This window comes from Bradyrhizobium sp. Ai1a-2 (genome assembly GCF_000426245.1).
Taxonomy (GTDB): Bacteria; Pseudomonadota; Alphaproteobacteria; order Rhizobiales; family Xanthobacteraceae; genus Bradyrhizobium.
Genome location: NZ_AUEZ01000051.1, coordinates 14726 through 32759 on the forward strand (window position 1 = coordinate 14726; position 18034 = coordinate 32759).

General features: G+C 63.2%; 17 protein-coding genes and 1 tRNA gene. 8 read left to right on the plus strand and 10 right to left on the minus strand.

Annotated elements, in window-relative coordinates; all coding sequences use genetic code 11:
- Positions 1 to 37 precede the first annotated feature (37 nt).
- Positions 38 to 114, plus strand: a tRNA-His gene (locus tag K288_RS0127730).
- A gap of 110 nt (positions 115 to 224) precedes the next feature.
- Here the strand turns inward: K288_RS0127730 and K288_RS50900 are convergent.
- On the minus strand, positions 225 to 629 hold the full coding sequence (locus K288_RS50900; RefSeq protein WP_084799754.1) for a hypothetical protein: 405 nt from the start codon (positions 627 to 629) through the stop codon (positions 225 to 227).
- 453 nt (positions 630 to 1082) lie between these two features.
- Between K288_RS50900 and K288_RS0127740 the strand changes: the two genes are divergently transcribed.
- Positions 1083 to 1355 carry a hypothetical protein gene (locus K288_RS0127740; protein ID WP_027582495.1) on the plus strand — a complete coding sequence of 91 codons (273 nt, stop codon included), beginning with the start codon at positions 1083 to 1085 and terminating at the stop codon, positions 1353 to 1355.
- 97 nt (positions 1356 to 1452) lie between these two features.
- On the opposite strand, the gene K288_RS0127745 is transcribed toward K288_RS0127740, so the two are convergent.
- Positions 1453 to 1857, minus strand: a complete 405-nt coding sequence (locus K288_RS0127745; RefSeq protein WP_244443276.1) for a MarR family transcriptional regulator — start codon at positions 1855 to 1857, stop codon at positions 1453 to 1455.
- 331 nt (positions 1858 to 2188) lie between these two features.
- Here K288_RS0127745 and K288_RS46755 point away from each other — a divergent pair, with 331 nt between their 5' ends.
- From K288_RS46755 to K288_RS0127765, 4 genes are all read left to right on the plus strand, one after another.
- The gene (locus K288_RS46755) at positions 2189 to 3073 is read left to right on the plus strand and encodes an isocitrate lyase/PEP mutase family protein (RefSeq protein WP_043160873.1); all 885 of its coding nucleotides are present in this window, start codon (positions 2189 to 2191) and stop codon (positions 3071 to 3073) included.
- A gap of 519 nt (positions 3074 to 3592) precedes the next feature.
- Positions 3593 to 3883: a hypothetical protein gene (locus K288_RS0127755; RefSeq protein ID WP_051334772.1), complete on the plus strand. Its 291-nt coding sequence runs from the start codon at positions 3593 to 3595 to the stop codon at positions 3881 to 3883.
- A 239-nt stretch (positions 3884 to 4122) separates the two neighbouring features.
- Positions 4123 to 4434 carry a hypothetical protein gene (locus tag K288_RS0127760; protein WP_027582498.1) on the plus strand — a complete coding sequence of 104 codons (312 nt, stop codon included), beginning with the start codon at positions 4123 to 4125 and terminating at the stop codon, positions 4432 to 4434.
- A 180-nt stretch (positions 4435 to 4614) separates the two neighbouring features.
- On the plus strand, positions 4615 to 5295 hold the full coding sequence (locus tag K288_RS0127765; protein ID WP_027582499.1) for a ParA family protein: 681 nt from the start codon (positions 4615 to 4617) through the stop codon (positions 5293 to 5295).
- A gap of 302 nt (positions 5296 to 5597) precedes the next feature.
- On the opposite strand, the gene K288_RS55530 is transcribed toward K288_RS0127765, so the two are convergent.
- Entirely contained in the window at positions 5598 to 5732 is a 135-nt protein-coding gene (locus K288_RS55530; RefSeq protein WP_256378849.1) for a hypothetical protein, read from the minus strand.
- 297 nt (positions 5733 to 6029) lie between these two features.
- The gene (locus K288_RS0127775; protein ID WP_027582500.1) at positions 6030 to 6305 is read right to left on the minus strand and encodes a metal-sensitive transcriptional regulator; all 276 of its coding nucleotides are present in this window, start codon (positions 6303 to 6305) and stop codon (positions 6030 to 6032) included.
- 63 nt (positions 6306 to 6368) lie between these two features.
- Here K288_RS0127775 and K288_RS0127780 point away from each other — a divergent pair, with 63 nt between their 5' ends.
- Positions 6369 to 8756 (plus strand): heavy metal translocating P-type ATPase, encoded by a 2388-nt coding sequence (locus tag K288_RS0127780; RefSeq protein ID WP_027582501.1) that lies wholly within the window; start codon positions 6369 to 6371, stop codon positions 8754 to 8756.
- Between the two features lie 181 nt (positions 8757 to 8937).
- On the opposite strand, the gene K288_RS0127785 is transcribed toward K288_RS0127780, so the two are convergent.
- From K288_RS0127785 to trxB, 3 genes are all read right to left on the minus strand, one after another.
- On the minus strand, positions 8938 to 9855 hold the full coding sequence (locus K288_RS0127785) for a 4-hydroxy-tetrahydrodipicolinate synthase (RefSeq protein WP_027582502.1): 918 nt from the start codon (positions 9853 to 9855) through the stop codon (positions 8938 to 8940).
- Positions 9856 to 10321: 466 nt separating this feature from the next.
- On the minus strand, positions 10322 to 11245 hold the full coding sequence (locus K288_RS0127790) for a LysR family transcriptional regulator (protein ID WP_027582503.1): 924 nt from the start codon (positions 11243 to 11245) through the stop codon (positions 10322 to 10324).
- Between the two features lie 2 nt (positions 11246 to 11247).
- Positions 11248 to 12213 (minus strand): thioredoxin-disulfide reductase, encoded by a 966-nt coding sequence (gene trxB, locus K288_RS0127795; RefSeq protein ID WP_027582504.1) that lies wholly within the window; start codon positions 12211 to 12213, stop codon positions 11248 to 11250.
- A gap of 269 nt (positions 12214 to 12482) precedes the next feature.
- Between trxB and K288_RS0127800 the strand changes: the two genes are divergently transcribed.
- Positions 12483 to 12959 (plus strand): Lrp/AsnC family transcriptional regulator, encoded by a 477-nt coding sequence (locus K288_RS0127800; RefSeq protein WP_027582505.1) that lies wholly within the window; start codon positions 12483 to 12485, stop codon positions 12957 to 12959.
- Between the two features lie 148 nt (positions 12960 to 13107).
- Here K288_RS0127800 and K288_RS0127805 read toward each other — a convergent pair whose 3' ends face one another.
- The 3 genes from K288_RS0127805 to carB form a co-directional block, all read right to left on the minus strand.
- Positions 13108 to 13509, minus strand: coding sequence for a DoxX family protein (locus K288_RS0127805; protein ID WP_027582506.1), 402 nt, complete (start codon positions 13507 to 13509; stop codon positions 13108 to 13110).
- 402 nt (positions 13510 to 13911) lie between these two features.
- Positions 13912 to 14385, minus strand: a complete 474-nt coding sequence (gene greA / locus K288_RS0127810) for a transcription elongation factor GreA (protein WP_152535706.1) — start codon at positions 14383 to 14385, stop codon at positions 13912 to 13914.
- 233 nt (positions 14386 to 14618) lie between these two features.
- Positions 14619 to 17948, minus strand: coding sequence for a carbamoyl-phosphate synthase large subunit (gene carB / locus K288_RS0127815; RefSeq protein ID WP_027582508.1), 3330 nt, complete (start codon positions 17946 to 17948; stop codon positions 14619 to 14621).
- Positions 17949 to 18034: the final 86 nt, after the last annotated feature.

Genomic DNA, 18034 nt, shown 5'->3' on the forward strand with positions numbered 1-18034 from the left:
ATTCGCGAGGCCCATTTGCGTGGCCTCGCCCTAGGATGCAGTTGTAGCTCAGTTGGTTAGAGCGCCTGTCTGTGGAACAGGAGGTCGGTGGTTCGAGCCCACCCAACTGTACCAGGGACTACTTCCACGACGACATCCCTGACAGCCTCCGGCGTTCGCCAGCGGCCACGCCGCGGCGTTGTCATGAGCAGGAAGTTCGTCGTTGATCCGCTACGTCGCGGTACTTAGCACCAGCGGCATCGGCCCCAGCGTGCGCAGCAGCCGCCGCAACCGCCGCAACCTCCGCAGGCACGCCAACCCCCGCAGCCACGGCATGCGCGGCATCCACGGCAACCGCCGCAACCTCGGCAGCCGCGAACAACAACGGCGGCCAGCTGCATGTCGCTGCCAACGTTTTCCTTATCGAAGAGATAGAAGGTGGCGAGGCTGACGTCGGCCATTTCCTCGTCGCCGAGCACGAGGCGCTGATTGGGCGACATGTCATCGGATCGCGGGATATCAGCGGCGGGTATCGTGGATGCGGATGCGCTCCCCGTCAGCGAAAGACCCAGTCCGGCCGCACTCAGTGCCGTCACGGCGGAGGCTTTGGTTGTGCGCGCCTGCTTTGCAGCTTGCTTCACCCGTGGCATGGTCGCTTCCTTCGAAGTTTTTTGTGAAAGGGTCAACTTGACGTACCAAGTGGCCCGTATGTCTAGAAATGCAGCCAGTGGCACCCGGTTCCTTCTCGCGCAAGGCCTTTTTTGAGTTGAAACTTGCGAGGTGCAGAGGGCGGCAGATATTAGACAGCAACGCTGTCCAAACGAGGTCGCCGGCTAGATGTCGGCATGAGACCGTGACCATTTCCGCCCCGCACAGCGGAAACTTGCAGCACCTCGGCATGCGCCCGCACGTCTTCGTTGAAAAACAAATTGCGGGGTTAAGGGGAAGCGCGAAAAGCCAGGGGCGCAACTGGGCCTGCCGTTCCATGTCGGTAGACGTTGGCGCCAGCGTACCAAGTTGGTTCACACATCATCTGAATCTGAGGTGTGCCTGTGAGTCGCGAGACCTCCTACTTGAACGCCTTGCACTCGGTAACGCCCGACTTGACTGTGGATCTGTATCTCTATCCGGTCGCGGCAGGTGGTCGGACTGGGCCGGTCAGGCTTGGCTGGGGCTGCCAATGCGCCAAGGACAAGAGCGTTGACGAGGGCTGGAATGGCTATCCGCTACTCGAACGCGCCATGATGCCGGGCGAACGCAGACGTCTGGGTTTCGTGTTCTTGTGTCGCGAAGAGGCAGTTCTGGCGCTCGGATCGAATGATCGCTTCTATCTCTGGGAAGAGCGCTGGATCGGCGAGGCGACCCTCGTTCGATAGCCGTGCGCGGCATCGCAACGGATTGATTCGCTCGCAAGATACCGTTTTGGAGCCACGGCCCGACGCAATCTGGATACAGATCGGGTAGCGAAGACGATCACTTTCCGGAATCGGTCCCGCCAAATGAGGCGATGCGATCCAGGAGTTCTCCTGCCTTGAACAGCAAAGCACGTTCTTCCCTGGTCAGGCATCGCTCGATCGCGGCCGCGAGCCACTGCTCGCGACGGGCGACGTTCTTATGAAGCGCTTCCCGGCCGGCTCGGCTCAAGCGGACTCTCACCTTGCGACCGTCCTCGGCGTCGGGCATCCGGATGATCAGTCCTTCCGCGTTGAGCTCGCGAAGCGCGGCCGCCAGGTTCGAGGATCGCATGTTCTCGGATTCGCCGAGCATGGTCGGCGTGGCCGCATTTCCGGCCCGCTCAATGGCCCCAAGCAACTGCAACCGCACCCAGGAGCGGTCGTCAGCGTGTGCTTCGCGGCGCAGCCGGCGCGAGAGATTCATGAACTGGTTGCGGAACGTCGCGGTCTCTCGGTGAGGAACTCGGCTTTTCATATAGCTATAATAGTATAGCTATCTTCGGTATCACAAGCCGCGGTTGGGTCCGCGCCGTGTCTGACGCCGCACTGGAACGATTCCGCGCTGCCCTGCGTAGAGCTATCCCAGCCGCAGATCTCGCGCGAGCCGACGCACGGCATCGTGATGGTGGTGGCTACTTTAATATAGCTATTACAATATAGATATTATCCCGCAGGTGAGATGGCGCGCCTCGCGCTCGAGCTGTCAGCCCAGCTCGTCCCAAGCATCAGCGCGAGCGGCCGCATGGGAGATCAACATGGCTAAGAAAACGATCAGGGAAATGCTGCACGGGCGAGAGTTCATTGCTGCGCCCGGCATCTTCGATCTGGTGTCCGCGAAAATCGCGGCCCAGACAAATGCGAAGGCGCTGTACATGACGGGCTTCGGCACCGTCGCATCCTATCTGGGATATCCGGACGCCGGCCTCGCGACCTATACCGACATGCTCGACCGGGCGACGGCGATCGCTCAGGTCGTTGATAAGCCAGTCATTGCGGATGGCGACACCGGCTATGGCGGCCTGCTGAACGTCCATCATACCGTGCGCGGTTACGAGAAAGCCGGCGTGGCGATGATCCAGATCGAGGATCAGCAGATTCCAAAAAAGTGCGGGCACACTCCCAATCGTCACATCATCTCGACCGAAGAGATGGTGAACAAGATCAAGGTGGCCTGCGATGCGCGTTCCTCGAAGGAATTCCTGATCCTGGCGCGAACGGACGCAAGGACGGCGGTATCGCTGGACGAAGCGATACGGCGCGCGGTCGCATACTCTAAGGCCGGTGCGGACGCGATCTTCATCGAGGCACCGGAATCCGTGGAGGAGATGAAGAAGATCGGTGCCTCCGTCGACGCGCCGCTGGTCTCCAACCAGCTTCACGGCGGCAAAACCCCGATACTTCCTCAAGGCCAGCTCGAGGAGATCGGCTTCAGCGCCGCGATCTACCCCACGGCGGGACTGTTTGCGGCTGCCAAAGCGCTTCAAGACGTCTACGAAGCTCACGCCGAGGGAAGGTTGGTCGAGACGCCGCTATGGGCCTTCCAGGACTTCGTGAAGATGATCGGCTTCCAGAAAATCTGGGATTTCGAAAAGAAATACGCGGATCTGCTGGCAGTGGAGAACGCGTCGGCGCAGGGCTGAGCCATGGCGCGAGGCGGATCGGGTGGCGGAGCGGCGGCGTCCGCCATCATCCGACGCCGCGACGCGAGCGGTGTTGCGCGTCGTCGTGCGCGTCAGAGCGTCCAGTTCGCTTCCAACCTTTGTCGCGTGTTTACCTGCGAAATTGCAAAGCGCATTTCGGCGCCAACACTTGTGATGAATGGTGAACGCAGTCTCGCGTTTTTCACCTTATCATCAATCGACTCACACCGTTTCCGGCGAAATGCTGCAGCCTCTGATGGCGCGGTTATCGCCTTCGTCACAAGTCACGAGATGCTTCGACAAAAAATGGGCGACGCGAAGCATCCTCCGCGAAAATAAGTGAACAATTTCAATGCGCGTCAAAACTGGGGACACTCACCATGGCCATCGTCCTTCCTTGATCCGGCCATCTTGCTGCTGACGCTGTGCCGTGCTTCAGCTGTGATGTTCCCGTCCCCTTGGCTTGCCAAGCCAACAGCCTTCACCGACTATTCCCGCGAACGCGATGCGAGAGGAACAATGACGATTGTCGGCTCCACTTATTTCAGGTTCGGTTTGCTGTTGGCCGCGACGGTATTCGTCGCGATGTGGCCGCGACCCGGCGCCGCTTATACGCCCGAGCAGCAGCAGGCTTGCTCGCCGGATGCGATGCGACTGTGCGGCGCATTTATTCCTGACGTCGACATGATCACTGCCTGCATGGTCCGCAACAAGGCGCAGCTCTCGCCGCCGTGCCGGGTGTTCTTCGGTGCCGACCCGGAAGAGGAACGACGGGCTCGCAGGGAACGGCGACGCGCCAGGCCTGAATAGAGCTTAGGTTCTGATTGTTTCGGCACCGAAGCACTTGATTTTGTTTTGACGCGTTCTCTTCACACGAATGGATGGCCGTTTCGGTCGAAAACGCTCTGGAGCGCCACATCGCCAGCCGCGGAGCAACGCGATTCCGCGGCGCGAGTCGGACGAACGTCGTTTCAAGCCCTGCGCGCGCGACAGACTGACGCCTTGCAGCGCCCTCGCTCGTCAACATCTTCTCGCACGAGGAGAATCCGGTGAGCGAACGTTACAGAATGGAAATAGACCGGCACTTTGCCTGGTTCGAAGGCAAGCTGCCGCCGCGGCCCGCGCGGTTTTTCGCGTGGCTGCGCAGGCCGTCGTCGCGCTACGCGCGGATGCCGCTCGCCATTCTCTTGATGCTCGGCGGTGTCTTCAGCTTCCTGCCGGTGCTCGGGCTCTGGATGCTGCCGCTTGGACTCGTTTTGTTCGCGCAGGACGTGCCAGTGTTACAAAAGCCGACCGCGCGGACTCTCGGGTGGGTTGAGCGCAAGTGGACCGAGCGTCAGCGCGCAAAAAACGCGCCGTGATTCGCTGAAAAAACGCGCGTTCGCTTCTATTGTCGGTTGTGTGCATCGCAAGGTGTGACTCAAACAACAACGTTTTCCGGCAATTTGCGGTTACCGCCGTATTATTCGCAAATTTCTGCTTTCGCGAATCATCGTGCTGATTCATTTTCGAGGCCTGGGGTCAATCTGGAGGCCAACGTAATGAACGTGATTGTTTTTGCTTCGCGTAAGGGGGGCTCGGGCAAAAGCACCCTGGCTGCTCACCTGGCTGCCCATGTACACAAATCGACCAAGCCCTGTCTGCTGATCGACGCGGATCCGCAGGGCTCGCTGACGCTGTGGCACAAGCTGCGCGGCACCAACGAACCGCCGATCAAGACTGCCGTCAATTCCGTGAGCGGCATCGTGGCTGCGGCCAAGCGCGAGGGGATCGAGTGGGTGTTCATCGACACGCCGCCGAACCTGTCGGCCGTCGTCGACGATGCCATCAAGAATGCGACCATGGTGATCATTCCGGCGCGGCCTGGCGTGTTCGACGTCAACGCGGTGCAGGAAACGATCCAGAACTGCCGTTCATCGCGCAAGCCCTATGCGGTCGTGATCAACGGCGCGCCGGCCCAGCGCGATAGCGTCGAAAGCCCGATCGTCACGATCGCGCGCGAGTCGCTGGCGAAATTCCGCGCACCGGTGTGGAGCGGACAGATCACCAATCGCGCTGATCTGCTGATGGCGCTGAGCCATGGTGAAGGCGCCCGCGAGTACGATGCCGAGGGGCGCGCGGCGGCCGAGGTCGGCCGGCTGTGGGCCGCGATAGAACGTTCGATCAAGGCAATCCGCGGCGCGGCATCGGCAAGCGGCGCGATGCACAAGCAGGCGGCCTAGAGCATTTTCGGTTCTGATTGAATCAGAACCGAAGCTCTAGATTCTTGTTTTGACGCGTTTTCTTCACGCGAACCGGTGTCCACTTCGCTCGAAAACGCTCTAGTCGCGAATAGGCCCTCCAGACTGACAAAATCGCGCGGCCCTCCGCGCGTTTTTGTTGGTGGATGGCGCGTCATTGCAAGCCACCGGGTCGGCGCGTAGCGCCGTCCGATGACAGGCTCCGCGAAGCAATCCATAATCGCCGCGAGTGGCATAGTGGATTGCTTCGCTGCGCTCGCAATGACGGAGTGCGCGATGGACGTTCATCCCACCATCAGCACGTAGAAGATGATGACGGGCGAGAGGGTGAGGATCACCGACCAGATGCCGAGCGCCCAGAGGATGTCTTCGGTCGTAAATTGCTGTTGCTCTGAAATTTGATCAAATTCTTTGTGCACGATGTGCCCCATATTCTTTGGCGGGGCGATCGATACGCGAATGCTTTTAAGTTCCTGCTCGCAATTTCGCTCGCATTTGACCACAGGTGCTACCGCGGATTAACCACGGCGCGGCGGGCTCTTCTTCGCCTGCGGAGAGAGCTGATCCCCACCCGGTTTGCGCTGACGCGCAAACCGACCTCTCCTTTTCAAGGGGAGGTGACTGCGCTGCCGCTTACCCGCTGCGCTCCTTCCCTCTGAAAGGGGGAAGGCTGGGATGGTCCCGCGATTCTCGCTGTTCGAGGGGAAGCGAGAGCATCACCGATCGGCGCGGCCGATCACGTCCATCAACTCGGTGATCTTGCGGCGCTGGTCGGCCTTGTCGCCGGAGGAGATCGCGTGCTCGACGCAATGGGCGACATGGTCGCGCAGGACTTCCTCCTCGACCCGCCGCAGCGCGGCGCGTGCGGCGCCGATCTGGGTCACCACGTCGATGCAGTAGCGGTCGTCCTCGACCATCTTGGCGAGGCCGCGGATCTGACCTTCGATCCGTTTGAGCCGTTTCAGGCAGGAACTCTTGATCTCGTGGCGCATAGCGTCCATATACCCCCATAGGGTATAGACTTCAAGGGCCGCTCCGGCCGGAAAGAATTCGCCATGGCACAGGCAGGTCACGCGCATGAGGAGCACGCGCATCATCACCACGGCGCGCAGGCGGCTGGCTGCTGCGGCGGCAAGCATGGTGGTGCAGACGACAATGGTGCGCTCGCGACCGACCCCGTCTGCGGCATGAAGGTCGATCCCGCCACGGCCAAGCATCGCTTCAGCCACAAGGGACAGGATTACTTCTTCTGCAGCGCGCGCTGCCGCGAACGGTTCGTGGCCGAGCCGGAGAAATTCTTGAAGCCCCGCGAGAGCGAGCCGGCGCTGCCGGCCGGCACGATCTACACCTGCCCGATGCATCCGCAGATCCGCCAGGTCGGCCCCGGCAGCTGCCCGATCTGCGGCATGGCGCTCGAACCGGAAGAGGTGACGCTCGATGACAGGCCCGATCCGGAGCTTGTCGACATGACGCGCCGATTCTGGATCGCGCTGGTGCTGACGCTGCCGGTGTTCGCGATCGAAATGGCCGGCCACGCCTTGGGTATCGAACTGGTGCCGATGGGATGGGCGAACTGGATCTCGTTCGTGCTGGCGACGCCGGTGGTGCTGTGGGCCGGCGCGCCGTTTTTCGTACGCGGCTGGCAGTCGCTGGTGACGCGCAACCTCAACATGTTCACGCTGATCGCGATGGGTGTCGGTGTCGCCTATGTCTACAGCGTGGTCGGCACACTGGCGCCGCATCTGTTCCCGCCGGCCTTCCGCGACATGCACGGCCAGGTCGCGGTCTATTTCGAAGCGGCCGCCGTGATCACGGTCTTGGTGCTGCTCGGGCAGGTGCTCGAATTGCGGGCGCGCGCGCAGACCTCGGGCGCGATCCGCGCGCTGCTCGGATTGGCGCCGAAGACGGCGCGGCGCATCACCGAGCATGGCGATGAAGACGTCGCCATCGAGGCGATCGCAGTCGGCGATCGCCTGCGCGTGCGTCCCGGCGAAAAGGTGCCGGTCGACGGCGTCGTCATCGAAGGCCGCGCCGTGCTCGACGAATCCATGGTCACCGGCGAGTCGATGCCGGTTTCCAAGAACGAGGGCGACCGGGTGATCGGCGGCACCGTCAACCAGAGCGGCGGCTTCGTCATGCGCGCCGAGAAGATCGGTCGCGACACCATGCTGGCGCGGATCGTCGACATGGTCGCGAAGGCGCAGCGCTCGCGCGCGCCGATCCAGCGGCTCGCCGATCGCGTCGCCGGCTGGTTCGTGCCCGCGGTGATCGCGGTCGCGGTGCTGGCGTTCGCCGCCTGGGCGGTGTTCGGGCCCGAGCCGCGCTTCACCTTCGGCCTGGTCGCCGCCGTCACCGTGTTGATCATCGCCTGTCCCTGCGCGCTCGGCCTCGCCACGCCGATGTCGATCATGGTCGGCGTCGGGCGCGGCGCGCATTCGGGCATCCTGATCCGCGATGCGCAGGCGCTGGAGCGGATGGAGAGCATCGACACGCTGGTGCTCGACAAGACCGGCACGCTCACCGAGGGCAAGCCGAAGGTGGTCGGCGTGCTCGCATCAACGGAGTTCGACGAGGCCGAGCTTCTGCGCCTTGCCGCAAGCGTCGAGCGCGGCAGCGAGCATCCGCTGGCGCTTGCAATCCTGAACGCCGCCAAGGAGCGCCAGCTTGCGCTTGCCGAGGTCAGCGCCTTCACCTCGCCGTCCGGCAAGGGCGCGACCGGCACGATCGAAGGCAAGCAGGTCGCACTCGGCAATGCCATGCTGATGGGCGAATTGAAGATCGCGACATCAGCACTCGATGCGGCGGCGGAGACCGCGCGGCAGGACGGCGCGACCGCGATCTATGTCGCGGTCGATGGGCGCGCGGCCGGCGTGATCGCGATCGCCGATCCGGTCAAGCCGTCGGCCAGGGACGCGCTGGCGGCGCTGCGCGGCGACGGTCTGCGCGTCGTGATGCTGACCGGCGACAATGCGACCACCGCGCGTGCGGTGGCGAAAAGGCTCGGCATCGACGAGGTCGAGGCAGGCGTGCTGCCGGACCGCAAGAGCGAAGTGGTGCAGCGGCTGCGCGGCGAGGGCCGTGTCGTCGCGATGGTCGGCGACGGCGTCAACGACGCGCCGGCGCTGGCTGCCGCCGATGTCGGCGTCGCCATGGGCGGCGGCACCGACGTCGCGATCGAGAGCGCCGGCGTGACGCTGCTCACCGGCGATCTCCGCGGCCTGGTGCGGGCGCGGCGGCTGTCGGTCGCGACCATGCGCAACATTCGCCAGAACCTGATGTTCGCCTTCGTCTACAACGCCGCCGGCGTGCCGATCGCGGCCGGTGTGCTCTATCCGGTGTTCGGCATCCTGCTGTCGCCGATCATCGGCGCCGCAGCGATGGCGCTGTCCTCCGTCAGCGTCATCGGCAACGCACTCCGCCTCGCAAGGGCGAAGCTGGATTGACGGCGCGCCTTTCCTTCACCTCTCCCGCTTGCGGGAGAGGTCGGCGCGCAGCGCCGGGTGAGGGCTCTCTCCCCACGCAAAGTCCCATCGCGGAAGCACCCCCACCCCGGCCCTCCCCCGCAAGCGGGAGAGGGAGCGCAGCGCGCATCGCGGAAGCAATTTGAGCTTGTCTCATAGTGCTCTACGCGCTTGCCAGCAAGGCTGGTGCGCGACGCTCGATCTCGCGATCAAGACGCGCCGCAAGCTCCGCGCTTACCTCCACCATCGGCAGGCGCACTTCCGCGCTGTCGATCAAGCCCGTGCGCCACAGCCAATGCTTGGCCGGCGCGGGGCTCGGCTCGACGAACAACAGGCGCGTCAGCTCGGCGATGCTCTGCCACGCCGCCGATGCGGCATCGCGCTTGCCCTGCTTCAACAGCGAACGCACTGAGGCGAACGCTTCGGTCTCGACATGCGCGGACAACAGGATCGCGCCGTCGGCGCCGTCGCTGAGTGCGTCGAAATATTGCGCGTCCTCGCCGGTCAGCACGCGGAAGCCGGCAGGCCGCCGCTTCAGGAAGTCGATCGATTGCGCGCGGTCGGCGCAGCAATCCTTCATGCCGACGATGTTCGGATGCTCGGCGAGTGCGAGCAACGTCTCGTTGGTGATGTTGACCGCGGTCCGGTACGGAATGTTGTAGATCAGGAGCGGCCACGAGGCATGATCGGCCAGCGCGGTGAAGTGCTGCAGCAGCCCGCGCTGCGACGGCCTGATGTAATAGGGGCTCGGGATCAAATAGAAGTCGATCGGCCAGGCGGCCGTCTCGTCCAGCACATCCTTGATCCTGGCGGTGCTGGCGCCGGAGAGGCCGAGACAGATCGGCAGATAACGCCTGTTATCGTTGATCTCCTCCCGCACCAGCGCCACGAGCCGTTCGAGCTCGCTGATGTCGAGCGACATGCCTTCGCCCGATGTGGCGCCGAGGATCAACCCGTCGACCGGGCCGCTCGCGTAGTGCCGCACCAGACGGCGCAGCGATGGCTCGTCGAGCCTGCCGTCGCGAAATGGCGTGATCAGGGGCAGCCACAGGCCCTGTAGTGGGTCGGATAGATCAGTCATGGTCCTTCTCCTTGGGGTGCGTGAAACGCCGGAGACGGGACCAATAAAAAACCCCGTCCAGGCGGCGGGGTCTTCGGGATCGGTTCGGTCGATTTAACTCTATCGCGCGCGTCGATCTCGGCTCCCCGCATGGGGAGCTTTTTTCGACGACGAAGCTGCGCACGAATTCGTGATCGTGTTGCGATACTGCTGGGACAGCCAGAGGTTGTCAAATGCACGGTTGAGGGCAAAACACGAAAAGAAGCCGGGCTCGATCGAGCCCGGCTTAAGGTATTGGCCACGTGAGGCCGACACAATCACCTTCCAAGAGGGATTACTGAGCTTCCGCACCACTGGAGGAGGGGGACATAAGCGTGGCGCGACCGCTCAGCGCACGAGTACTATGATCCCCATCGGCACCATGCAGCAACCGTCCGAGCCGCATGTCAGACATGCGGAGTCCGGGGCCTCTATGAAAACAAGCGATTTACGAAGGCCAGCGCTGCGCTTTGCTGACAACGAAGTCGCGGAAGACCTGCACGCGCGCCACCGTCTTCAGCTCTTCTGGATAGACGAAGTAGGTGTCGAGCTGAATCGAGTCGGACTCGCCGAACAACTGCACCAGGCGGCTGTCTTCCTCGACCAGGTAATCCGGCAGCGCAGCGATGCCGAGGCCCTGCTGACAAGCGCGCACCAACCCAAGGATGTTGTTGACCTTGAAGTAGGGCTCGCGCGGACCGGAGCCGTTGCGGCCGGCATCGATCAGCCAGGCCCGGTTCTGCAGATGTGTCGGAACCTGGGAGTCGCCGAGCATGATGATGCGGTGCGAGTCGAGATCGTCGAGCGTGCGCGGCGTGCCGAAGCGCTTGATATATTCCGGCGAGCAATAGGCGTGGAAGCCGATCGAGAACAGCTTGCGCTGGATCAGGTCCGGCTGCGTCGGCTTGCGGGTGCGGATCGCGACGTCGGCTTCACGCATCGACAGATCGAGATCCTCGTCGGTGACGATCAGCGAGATCCGGATGTCCGGATACAGCGCAGTAAATTCGTCGAGCCGCGGGATCAGCCAGTTGATGCCGAGCGCCGGCGGCGTCGTGATCTTGAGGTCGCCGCTCGGCCGCTCGCGACTGTCGGTGAGCTTTGCCCGCGCCGCCTGCAATTGCATGAAGACGTCATGGGCGGTGCGGAACAACAGGTCGCCCTGCTCGGTGAGGATCAGGCCGCGGGCGTGGCGGTGGAACAGCGAGACCGATAGCTCCTGCTCCAGCGCGCTGACTTGCCTCGAGACCGCCGACTGCGAGAGGCCAAGCTGCTCGCCGGCATGCGTGAAGCTTCCCGCTTCCGCCGCTGCGTGAAACACCTTCAGCTTGTCCCAGTCCATGTCCGTAAATCCATCGCGTGTTCTAGCCATGATCATTCTGCCGCCGCGCGATCGCTCGCGCGCAAAGCCAGGAAGCGTTCGGCCTCGAGCGCTGCCATGCAGCCGAGGCCGGCGGCGGTGACCGCCTGGCGATAGGTTTCGTCCGCCACGTCGCCGGCGGCAAACAGCCCGGGCACGGAAGTCGCAGTCGAATTCGGCGCGACCTCGACATAGCCGGAGGGTTTGAGTTTGATCTGGCCCTTGACGAGGTCTGTCGCAGGCGCATGACCGATGGCGATGAAGACGCCGTCGGCCGGCACTTCGGTCAGTGCACCGGTCTTGACGTTCTTCAAGCGTACATGGGTGACCTTGGTCGGGTTCTCGGCGCCGCGGATCTCGTCGATGGCGCTGTCCCAGACCACCTTGATCTTCGGATGCTTGAACAGGCGATCCTGCAGGATGCGCTCGGCGCGGAAATGATCGCGGCGATGCACGATGGTGACCTGCGAGGCGAAGTTGGTGAGGAACAGCGCCTCCTCGACCGCGGTGTTGCCGCCGCCGACCACCACGACTTCCTTGCCGCGATAGAAGAAGCCATCGCAGGTCGCGCAGGCCGAGACGCCGAAACCCTTGTATTTCTCTTCCGACGGCAGCCCGAGCCAGCGCGCCTGTGCGCCGGTGGCAAGCACGACGGTCTCGGCGAGATAGACATCGCCGCTATCGCAGGTCAGGCGGAACGGCCGCTGCGACAGCTCAAGTTTGCTCACGAGATCGGTGACGATCTTGGTGTCGACATGGGCGGCCTGCTTCTCCATCTGTTCCATGAGCCAGGGGCCCTGGATCACGTCGGCGAAGCCCGGATAATTCTCGACATCGGTGGTGATGGTGAGCTGCCCGCCCGGCTGGATGCCCTGGATCAGCACCGGCTCCAGCATCGCCCGTGCCGCATAGATCGCCGCGGTGTAGCCGGCCGGACCGGACCCGATGATGACGACCTTGGCATGGATTGGAGCAGGCATAGGCGAATCCCTTCGCAGGGGAGTTTTTGTCAGGACTTGTGCAGAAAGCGCCTGGAAAGGCAGTGCGGCGGCGCCGCCAGAGTCAAATCCAACTCTAATATATCTGGGTAGCTATGCAAGAATTGCAATCCATATCAGCTATTTTTCCCCGGAACCGCATCAAATCCTGCACTGCACGCGCAATAAAATTGCGCATGTTGAGCCGACTGGGCTATGAGAGTTGCCGTCAGAACCACCAAATCCTCCAAGCTCTTGGGAACCGGACCCGCGTGTCTAAGAATCTTGACGAGATTGACCTTAAGATTCTCGCCGAAATCCAGGCCGATGGCCGAATCACAAATGTGGAATTGGCGAAGCGCGTCGGCATTTCGCCGCCGCCCTGCCTGCGCCGCGTCAGGGCGCTGGAGGAAGCGGGCTATATCCTGGGCTATCGCGGATTGCTCGACCCGCAGCGACTCGGCTTCGACGTGACGGTGTTTGCCGCGGTGCACCTGTCGAGCCAGGCGGACGCGGATCTGCGCGCGTTCGAGGATTTCGTGCGCAAGGAACCGCTGGTGCGGGAATGCTGGATGCTGTCGGGCGAGGTGGATTTCATCCTGAAATGCGTCGCCCCTGACATGGCGACGTTCCAGAATTTCGTCACCCAACTCACCGCCGCGCCTCACGTGCGCAATGTCAGGACATCGTTGGTGCTGCATAATTCGAAATATGAGGCTGCCGTGCCGCTGGATGCGAAGGCGGGGTGAGGTTTCTTCTCCCTCCCCCTGAAAGGGGGAAGGTCGGGATGGGGGGTAGCCACGGGCACCGGCGCTCGTGGAGAGAGATGATCCCCACCCGGTTTGCGCGTTGCACGCGCAAACCGACCTCCCCTTTTCAAGGGGAGGTGAGGGAAGGCTACTTCTTCCTTGTTGCGTCGACGCTGATCGGGCCGCCGCCGGCGGTTGCGAGGTAGAGGCAGGCGAAGCAGAACAGGATTGCCGCGGTGCCGTTGTTGAGCAGCGGGAGAAACACCGGCGCGGACGGGTTCTTGAACATGTGCCCGAGGAAATAGGCGAAGGCCATCTCGCCTGACAGGATGAACGCGGACAGCCGCGTGAACAGGCCGATCATCAGCAGCGCGCCGAGCACGAGTTCGAGGAGACCGGCAGCCATGATCAGTGGCGGGATGTCGGCGAAATAGGGAATGGCCGGATATTTGAAGATCTTGGCGATGCCGTACTGAAACAGCAGAAGCCCGGTGATGAAGCGAAACAGGCTGAGCGCGAGCGGCTGCCATTTCGAGAAAATCTGGTCCATGTGTTCTACCCCCTCTGGTGAATTGCCGCGCACATTGTCCGCGGCGAATGCTCCTCTCGCGAGCGAGCGTCGCTGCCCACAGCCAGTCAGCACGATACGCAGAACTGCGCACGCAGTTCCTGTGTCGAACCAAAGCCGGCGCCGTTACCGGAATGTCCCCTCGCGATAGTTATGAAGCATAATCAACCTCAGGTGCCGGAGACGAGGGCATGCGACAGCGGTTCCACTCACAATCCTGTTAACGGTAACGGGTAGCCCGGGTGGAGCGTCAGCGTAACCCGGGTCCGCTCGCAAATGCTCACGCTGGTGTCCCGGGTTGCGCTTCGCTCCACCCGGGCTACAGCAACAAAAAAGCCGCGTCGGGAGACGCGGCCTCTTTGGAATGCGCGAAGCGGAATAGATCTAGCGCCACTCGACCTTGGTGATCTCGTAGGCCTTGGCGCCGCCGGGCGCCATCACTTCCACGGTCGTGCCCTTGGTCTTGCCGATCAGCGCGCGCGCCAGCGGCGAGGTGATGGAGATGCGGCCCTTCTTGGCGTCGGCCTCGACTTCGCCCACGAGCTGCCACACCGCCTTCTTCTCGGTGTCCTCATCGATCAGCGTGACGGTGGCACCGAACTTGATGGTGTCGCCGGAGAGCTTGGTGATGTCGATGACGTCGGCGCGCGCGAGCTTGTCCTCGAGCTCCGCAATGCGGCCTTCGTTATGGGACTGCTCTTCCTTCGCGGCGTGATATTCCGCGTTTTCCGAGAGGTCGCCATGCGATCGCGCCTCGGCAATGTGCTCGATGATTCGCGGACGATCCACCGACTGACGGTGCTTCAATTCGTCCGTGAGAGCCGCATATCCGGACGCGGTCATCGGAACCTTTTCCATCATCTCTCATCCTTCAAATCGGGGCGAACCGCAGCGGCGCGCGGGCTGGCGTTGCTACGATTGCGCTGACCTCCGGCCATCACGGCTCAAAACGCCAGTCCGTCCGCTTAGCCATTCTCGGCCCCTGAGGGGCCGGGAGAACATCCAAACGGGCGGTGAGTTCCAGCCGTATCGGCTTCATTACCAACCGTTTAGCGGGCCCTTGGGAGTGAATCTTGGGCCGAGGCTGACGGTCAGTTCTCGGAAAAGTAACTCTGCAGCGTCCGGACCTCAAGGTCCCCGTCCCGGTAGGCGCGGATGCCCTGGGCGGCCGCCACAGCCCCTGAAAGAGTGGTGTAATACGGCACTTTATGCAAGAGGGCAGCGCGCCGCAGCGAACGGCTGTCGGCGAGTGCCTGCGGACCCTCGGTGGTATTGAACACCAACTGGACGTCGCCATTGGTGATGGCGTCGACAATGTGCGGCCGGCCCTCCAGCACCTTGTTAACCTTCTCCGCCGGCACGCCCTTGTCGGTCAGGAAGCGCTGGGTGCCCGACGTCGCCATCACCTTGAAGCCGAGCCCATGCAGCAGACTGACCGCATCGGTGATGCGGTTCTTGTCCGTCTCGCGCACCGAGACGAACACCGTGCCCTTGCGCGGTACGCGCGTGCCGCCGCCGAGCTGGCTCTTGGCGAACGCAACTTCGAAAGAGCGGTCGATGCCCATGACCTCGCCGGTCGAACGCATCTCCGGTCCGAGCACGGTGTCGACGCCGGGGAAGCGCGCGAAGGGAAACACTGATTCCTTCACGCCGACGTGCTCGAGCTTCTTCTTCTTGAGATTGAAATCGGCGAGCTTCTCGCCGGCCATGATGCGCGCCGCGATCTTGGCGACCGGCGTGCCGATCACCTTGGCGACGAACGGCACCGTGCGCGAGGCGCGCGGATTGACCTCGAGCACGTAGATATCGCCGTTCTTGATCGCATATTGCACGTTCATCAAGCCGACCACGTCGAGGCCGAGCGCGAGCTCGCGCGTCTGCCGCTCGAGCTCTTCAAGCGTCTTGGCATCGAGCGAGTGCGGCGGCAGCGAGCAGGCGGAATCGCCGGAGTGGATGCCGGCCTCCTCGATATGCTCCATGATGCCGACGATGAAGACTTCCTTGCCGTCGCAGAGGCAGTCGACATCGACCTCGGTCGCATCGGAAAGATAGCGGTCGAACAGCAGCGGGTTCTTGCCGAGCACGGTGTTGATCTGCCCGGTCTTGTCGTTCGGGTAGCGCGCCTTGACGTCGCCCGGCACGAGCTCGGGCAGGGTGCCGAGCAGGTAGTCGGCGAGCTGGTTCTCGTCGCGGATGATCTGCATCGCGCGGCCGCCGAGCACGTAGGACGGTCGCACCACGAGCGGCATGCCGAGATCGGCCGACACCAGGCGCGCCTGCTCGACCGAATAGGCGATCCCGTTCTTCGGCTGCTTGAGGCGGAGCTTGTCGAGCACGCGCTTGAAGCGATCGCGGTCCTCGGCGAGATCGATCGCATCGGGCGAGGTGCCGAGGATCGGCACCTCGGCAGCCTCGAGCGCGCGAGCGAGCTTCAGCGGGGTCTGGCCGCCGAATTGCACGATCACGCCGTGCAGCGTGCCGTTCTTGCGTTCGGTCGCGATGATCTCGAGCACGTCCTCGGCCGTGAGCGGCTCGAAATAGAGCCGGTCGGCGGTGTCGTAGTCGGTCGATACCGTCTCCGGATTGCAGTTGACCATGATGGTCTCGTAACCGGCGTCGTCGAGCGCGAAGCAGGCATGGCAGCAGCAATAGTCGAACTCGATGCCCTGGCCGATGCGGTTCGGCCCGCCACCGAGGATGACGACCTTCTTCTTGTCCGACGGATCGCTCTCATCGGCGGCAAGACCTGCGAACGGCGCCTCATAGGTCGAATACATATAGGCCGTGGGCGAGGCGAATTCGGCGGCGCAGGTGTCGATGCGCTTGAACACCGGGCGGACGCCGAGCGCGTGGCGCTTGGCGGTGATCTCGGCTTCCGTGGTTTCGGTCAGCACGGCGAGGCGCGCATCCGAAAATCCCATCGCCTTCAGCATGCGCATGCCGTAGCCGTTCGGCGGCAGGCCGTGGGTGCGGACCTTGGCTTCCATTTCGACGATGCCGCGCAGCTCGGTGAGGAACCAGGGATCGATCTTGCAGGAGTTGAAAATCTCCTCGTTCGACCAGCCGAGCCGCATCGCCTGCGCCACCTGCAGCAAGCGGTTCGGCGTCGGCGTGCCGAGCGCGGCGCGGATCGCGTTCTTGTCGTCGCCCTGGCCGAGGCCCTCGATCTCGATCTCGTCGAGGCCGGTCAGGCCGGTCTCCAGTCCCCGCACCGCCTTCTGCAGGCTCTCCTGGAAGGTGCGGCCGATCGCCATCACCTCGCCGACCGATTTCATCGAGGTGGTCAGCGTGTTGGAGGCGCCCGGGAACTTCTCGAACGCGAAACGCGGGATCTTGGTCACGACATAGTCGATCGTCGGCTCGAACGAGGCCGGTGTCGCGCCGCCGGTGATGTCGTTGGCGATCTCGTCCAGCGTGTAGCCGACCGCGAGCTTGGCCGCGACCTTTGCGATCGGAAAGCCGGTCGCCTTCGAGGCGAGCGCGGAGGAGCGCGACACGCGCGGGTTCATTTCGATCACGACCATGCGGCCGTCGGCGGGGTTGATGCCGAACTGCACGTTGGAGCCGCCGGTCTCCACCCCGATCTCGCGCAGCACCGCGAGCGAGGCGTCGCGCATGATCTGGTATTCCTTGTCCGTCAGCGTCAGCGCCGGGGCGATGGTGATGGAGTCGCCGGTGTGCACGCCCATCGGATCGAGGTTTTCGATCGAGCAGATGATGATGCAATTGTCTTTCTTGTCGCGCACCACCTCCATCTCGAATTCCTTCCAGCCGAGGACGCTTTCCTCGATCAGGACTTCGTCGGTGGGGGAGGCGTCGATGCCGCGCTCGACGATCTCGATGAACTCGGCCTTGGTGTAGGCGATGCCGCCGCCGGTGCCGCCCATGGTGAAGGACGGGCGGATGATGGCGGGCAGGCCGATATGGTCGAGCGCACGCAGCGCGTCCGGCAGGGTCTTGGTCTGGGTCGAGCGCGGCGTCTCCAGGCCGATCTTGGTCATCGCCTCGCGGAAGCGGCCGCGGTCCTCCGCCTTGTCGATGGCGTCAGCCGTGGCGCCGATCATCTCGACGTCGAATTTCTCCAGCGTGCCCTGTTTGCGCAAGGACAGCGCGCAGTTCAGTGCAGTCTGGCCGCCCATCGTCGGCAACAGCGCAAAGCCGCCGGGAACGACATGGCGCTCCTTTTCGATGATCTTGGCGACGATTTCGGGCGTGATGGGCTCGATATAGGTGGCGTCCGCGAGTTCCGGATCGGTCATGATCGTCGCCGGATTGGAGTTGACCAGGACGATGCGGTAGCCCTCTTCCTTCAGCGTCTTCACCGCCTGAGTGCCGGAATAATCGAATTCGCAGGCCTGGCCGATCACGATGGGACCGGCGCCGATGATCAGGATCGTGGAGATGTCGGTTCGTTTGGGCATCAGCTCTCGCGGGAACAGCAATTTCGGCACAAAAAAAGGGCGCGCTGCCGCGCGTCCCTATAGCCACAGCGTGAGGGATGCCCTCG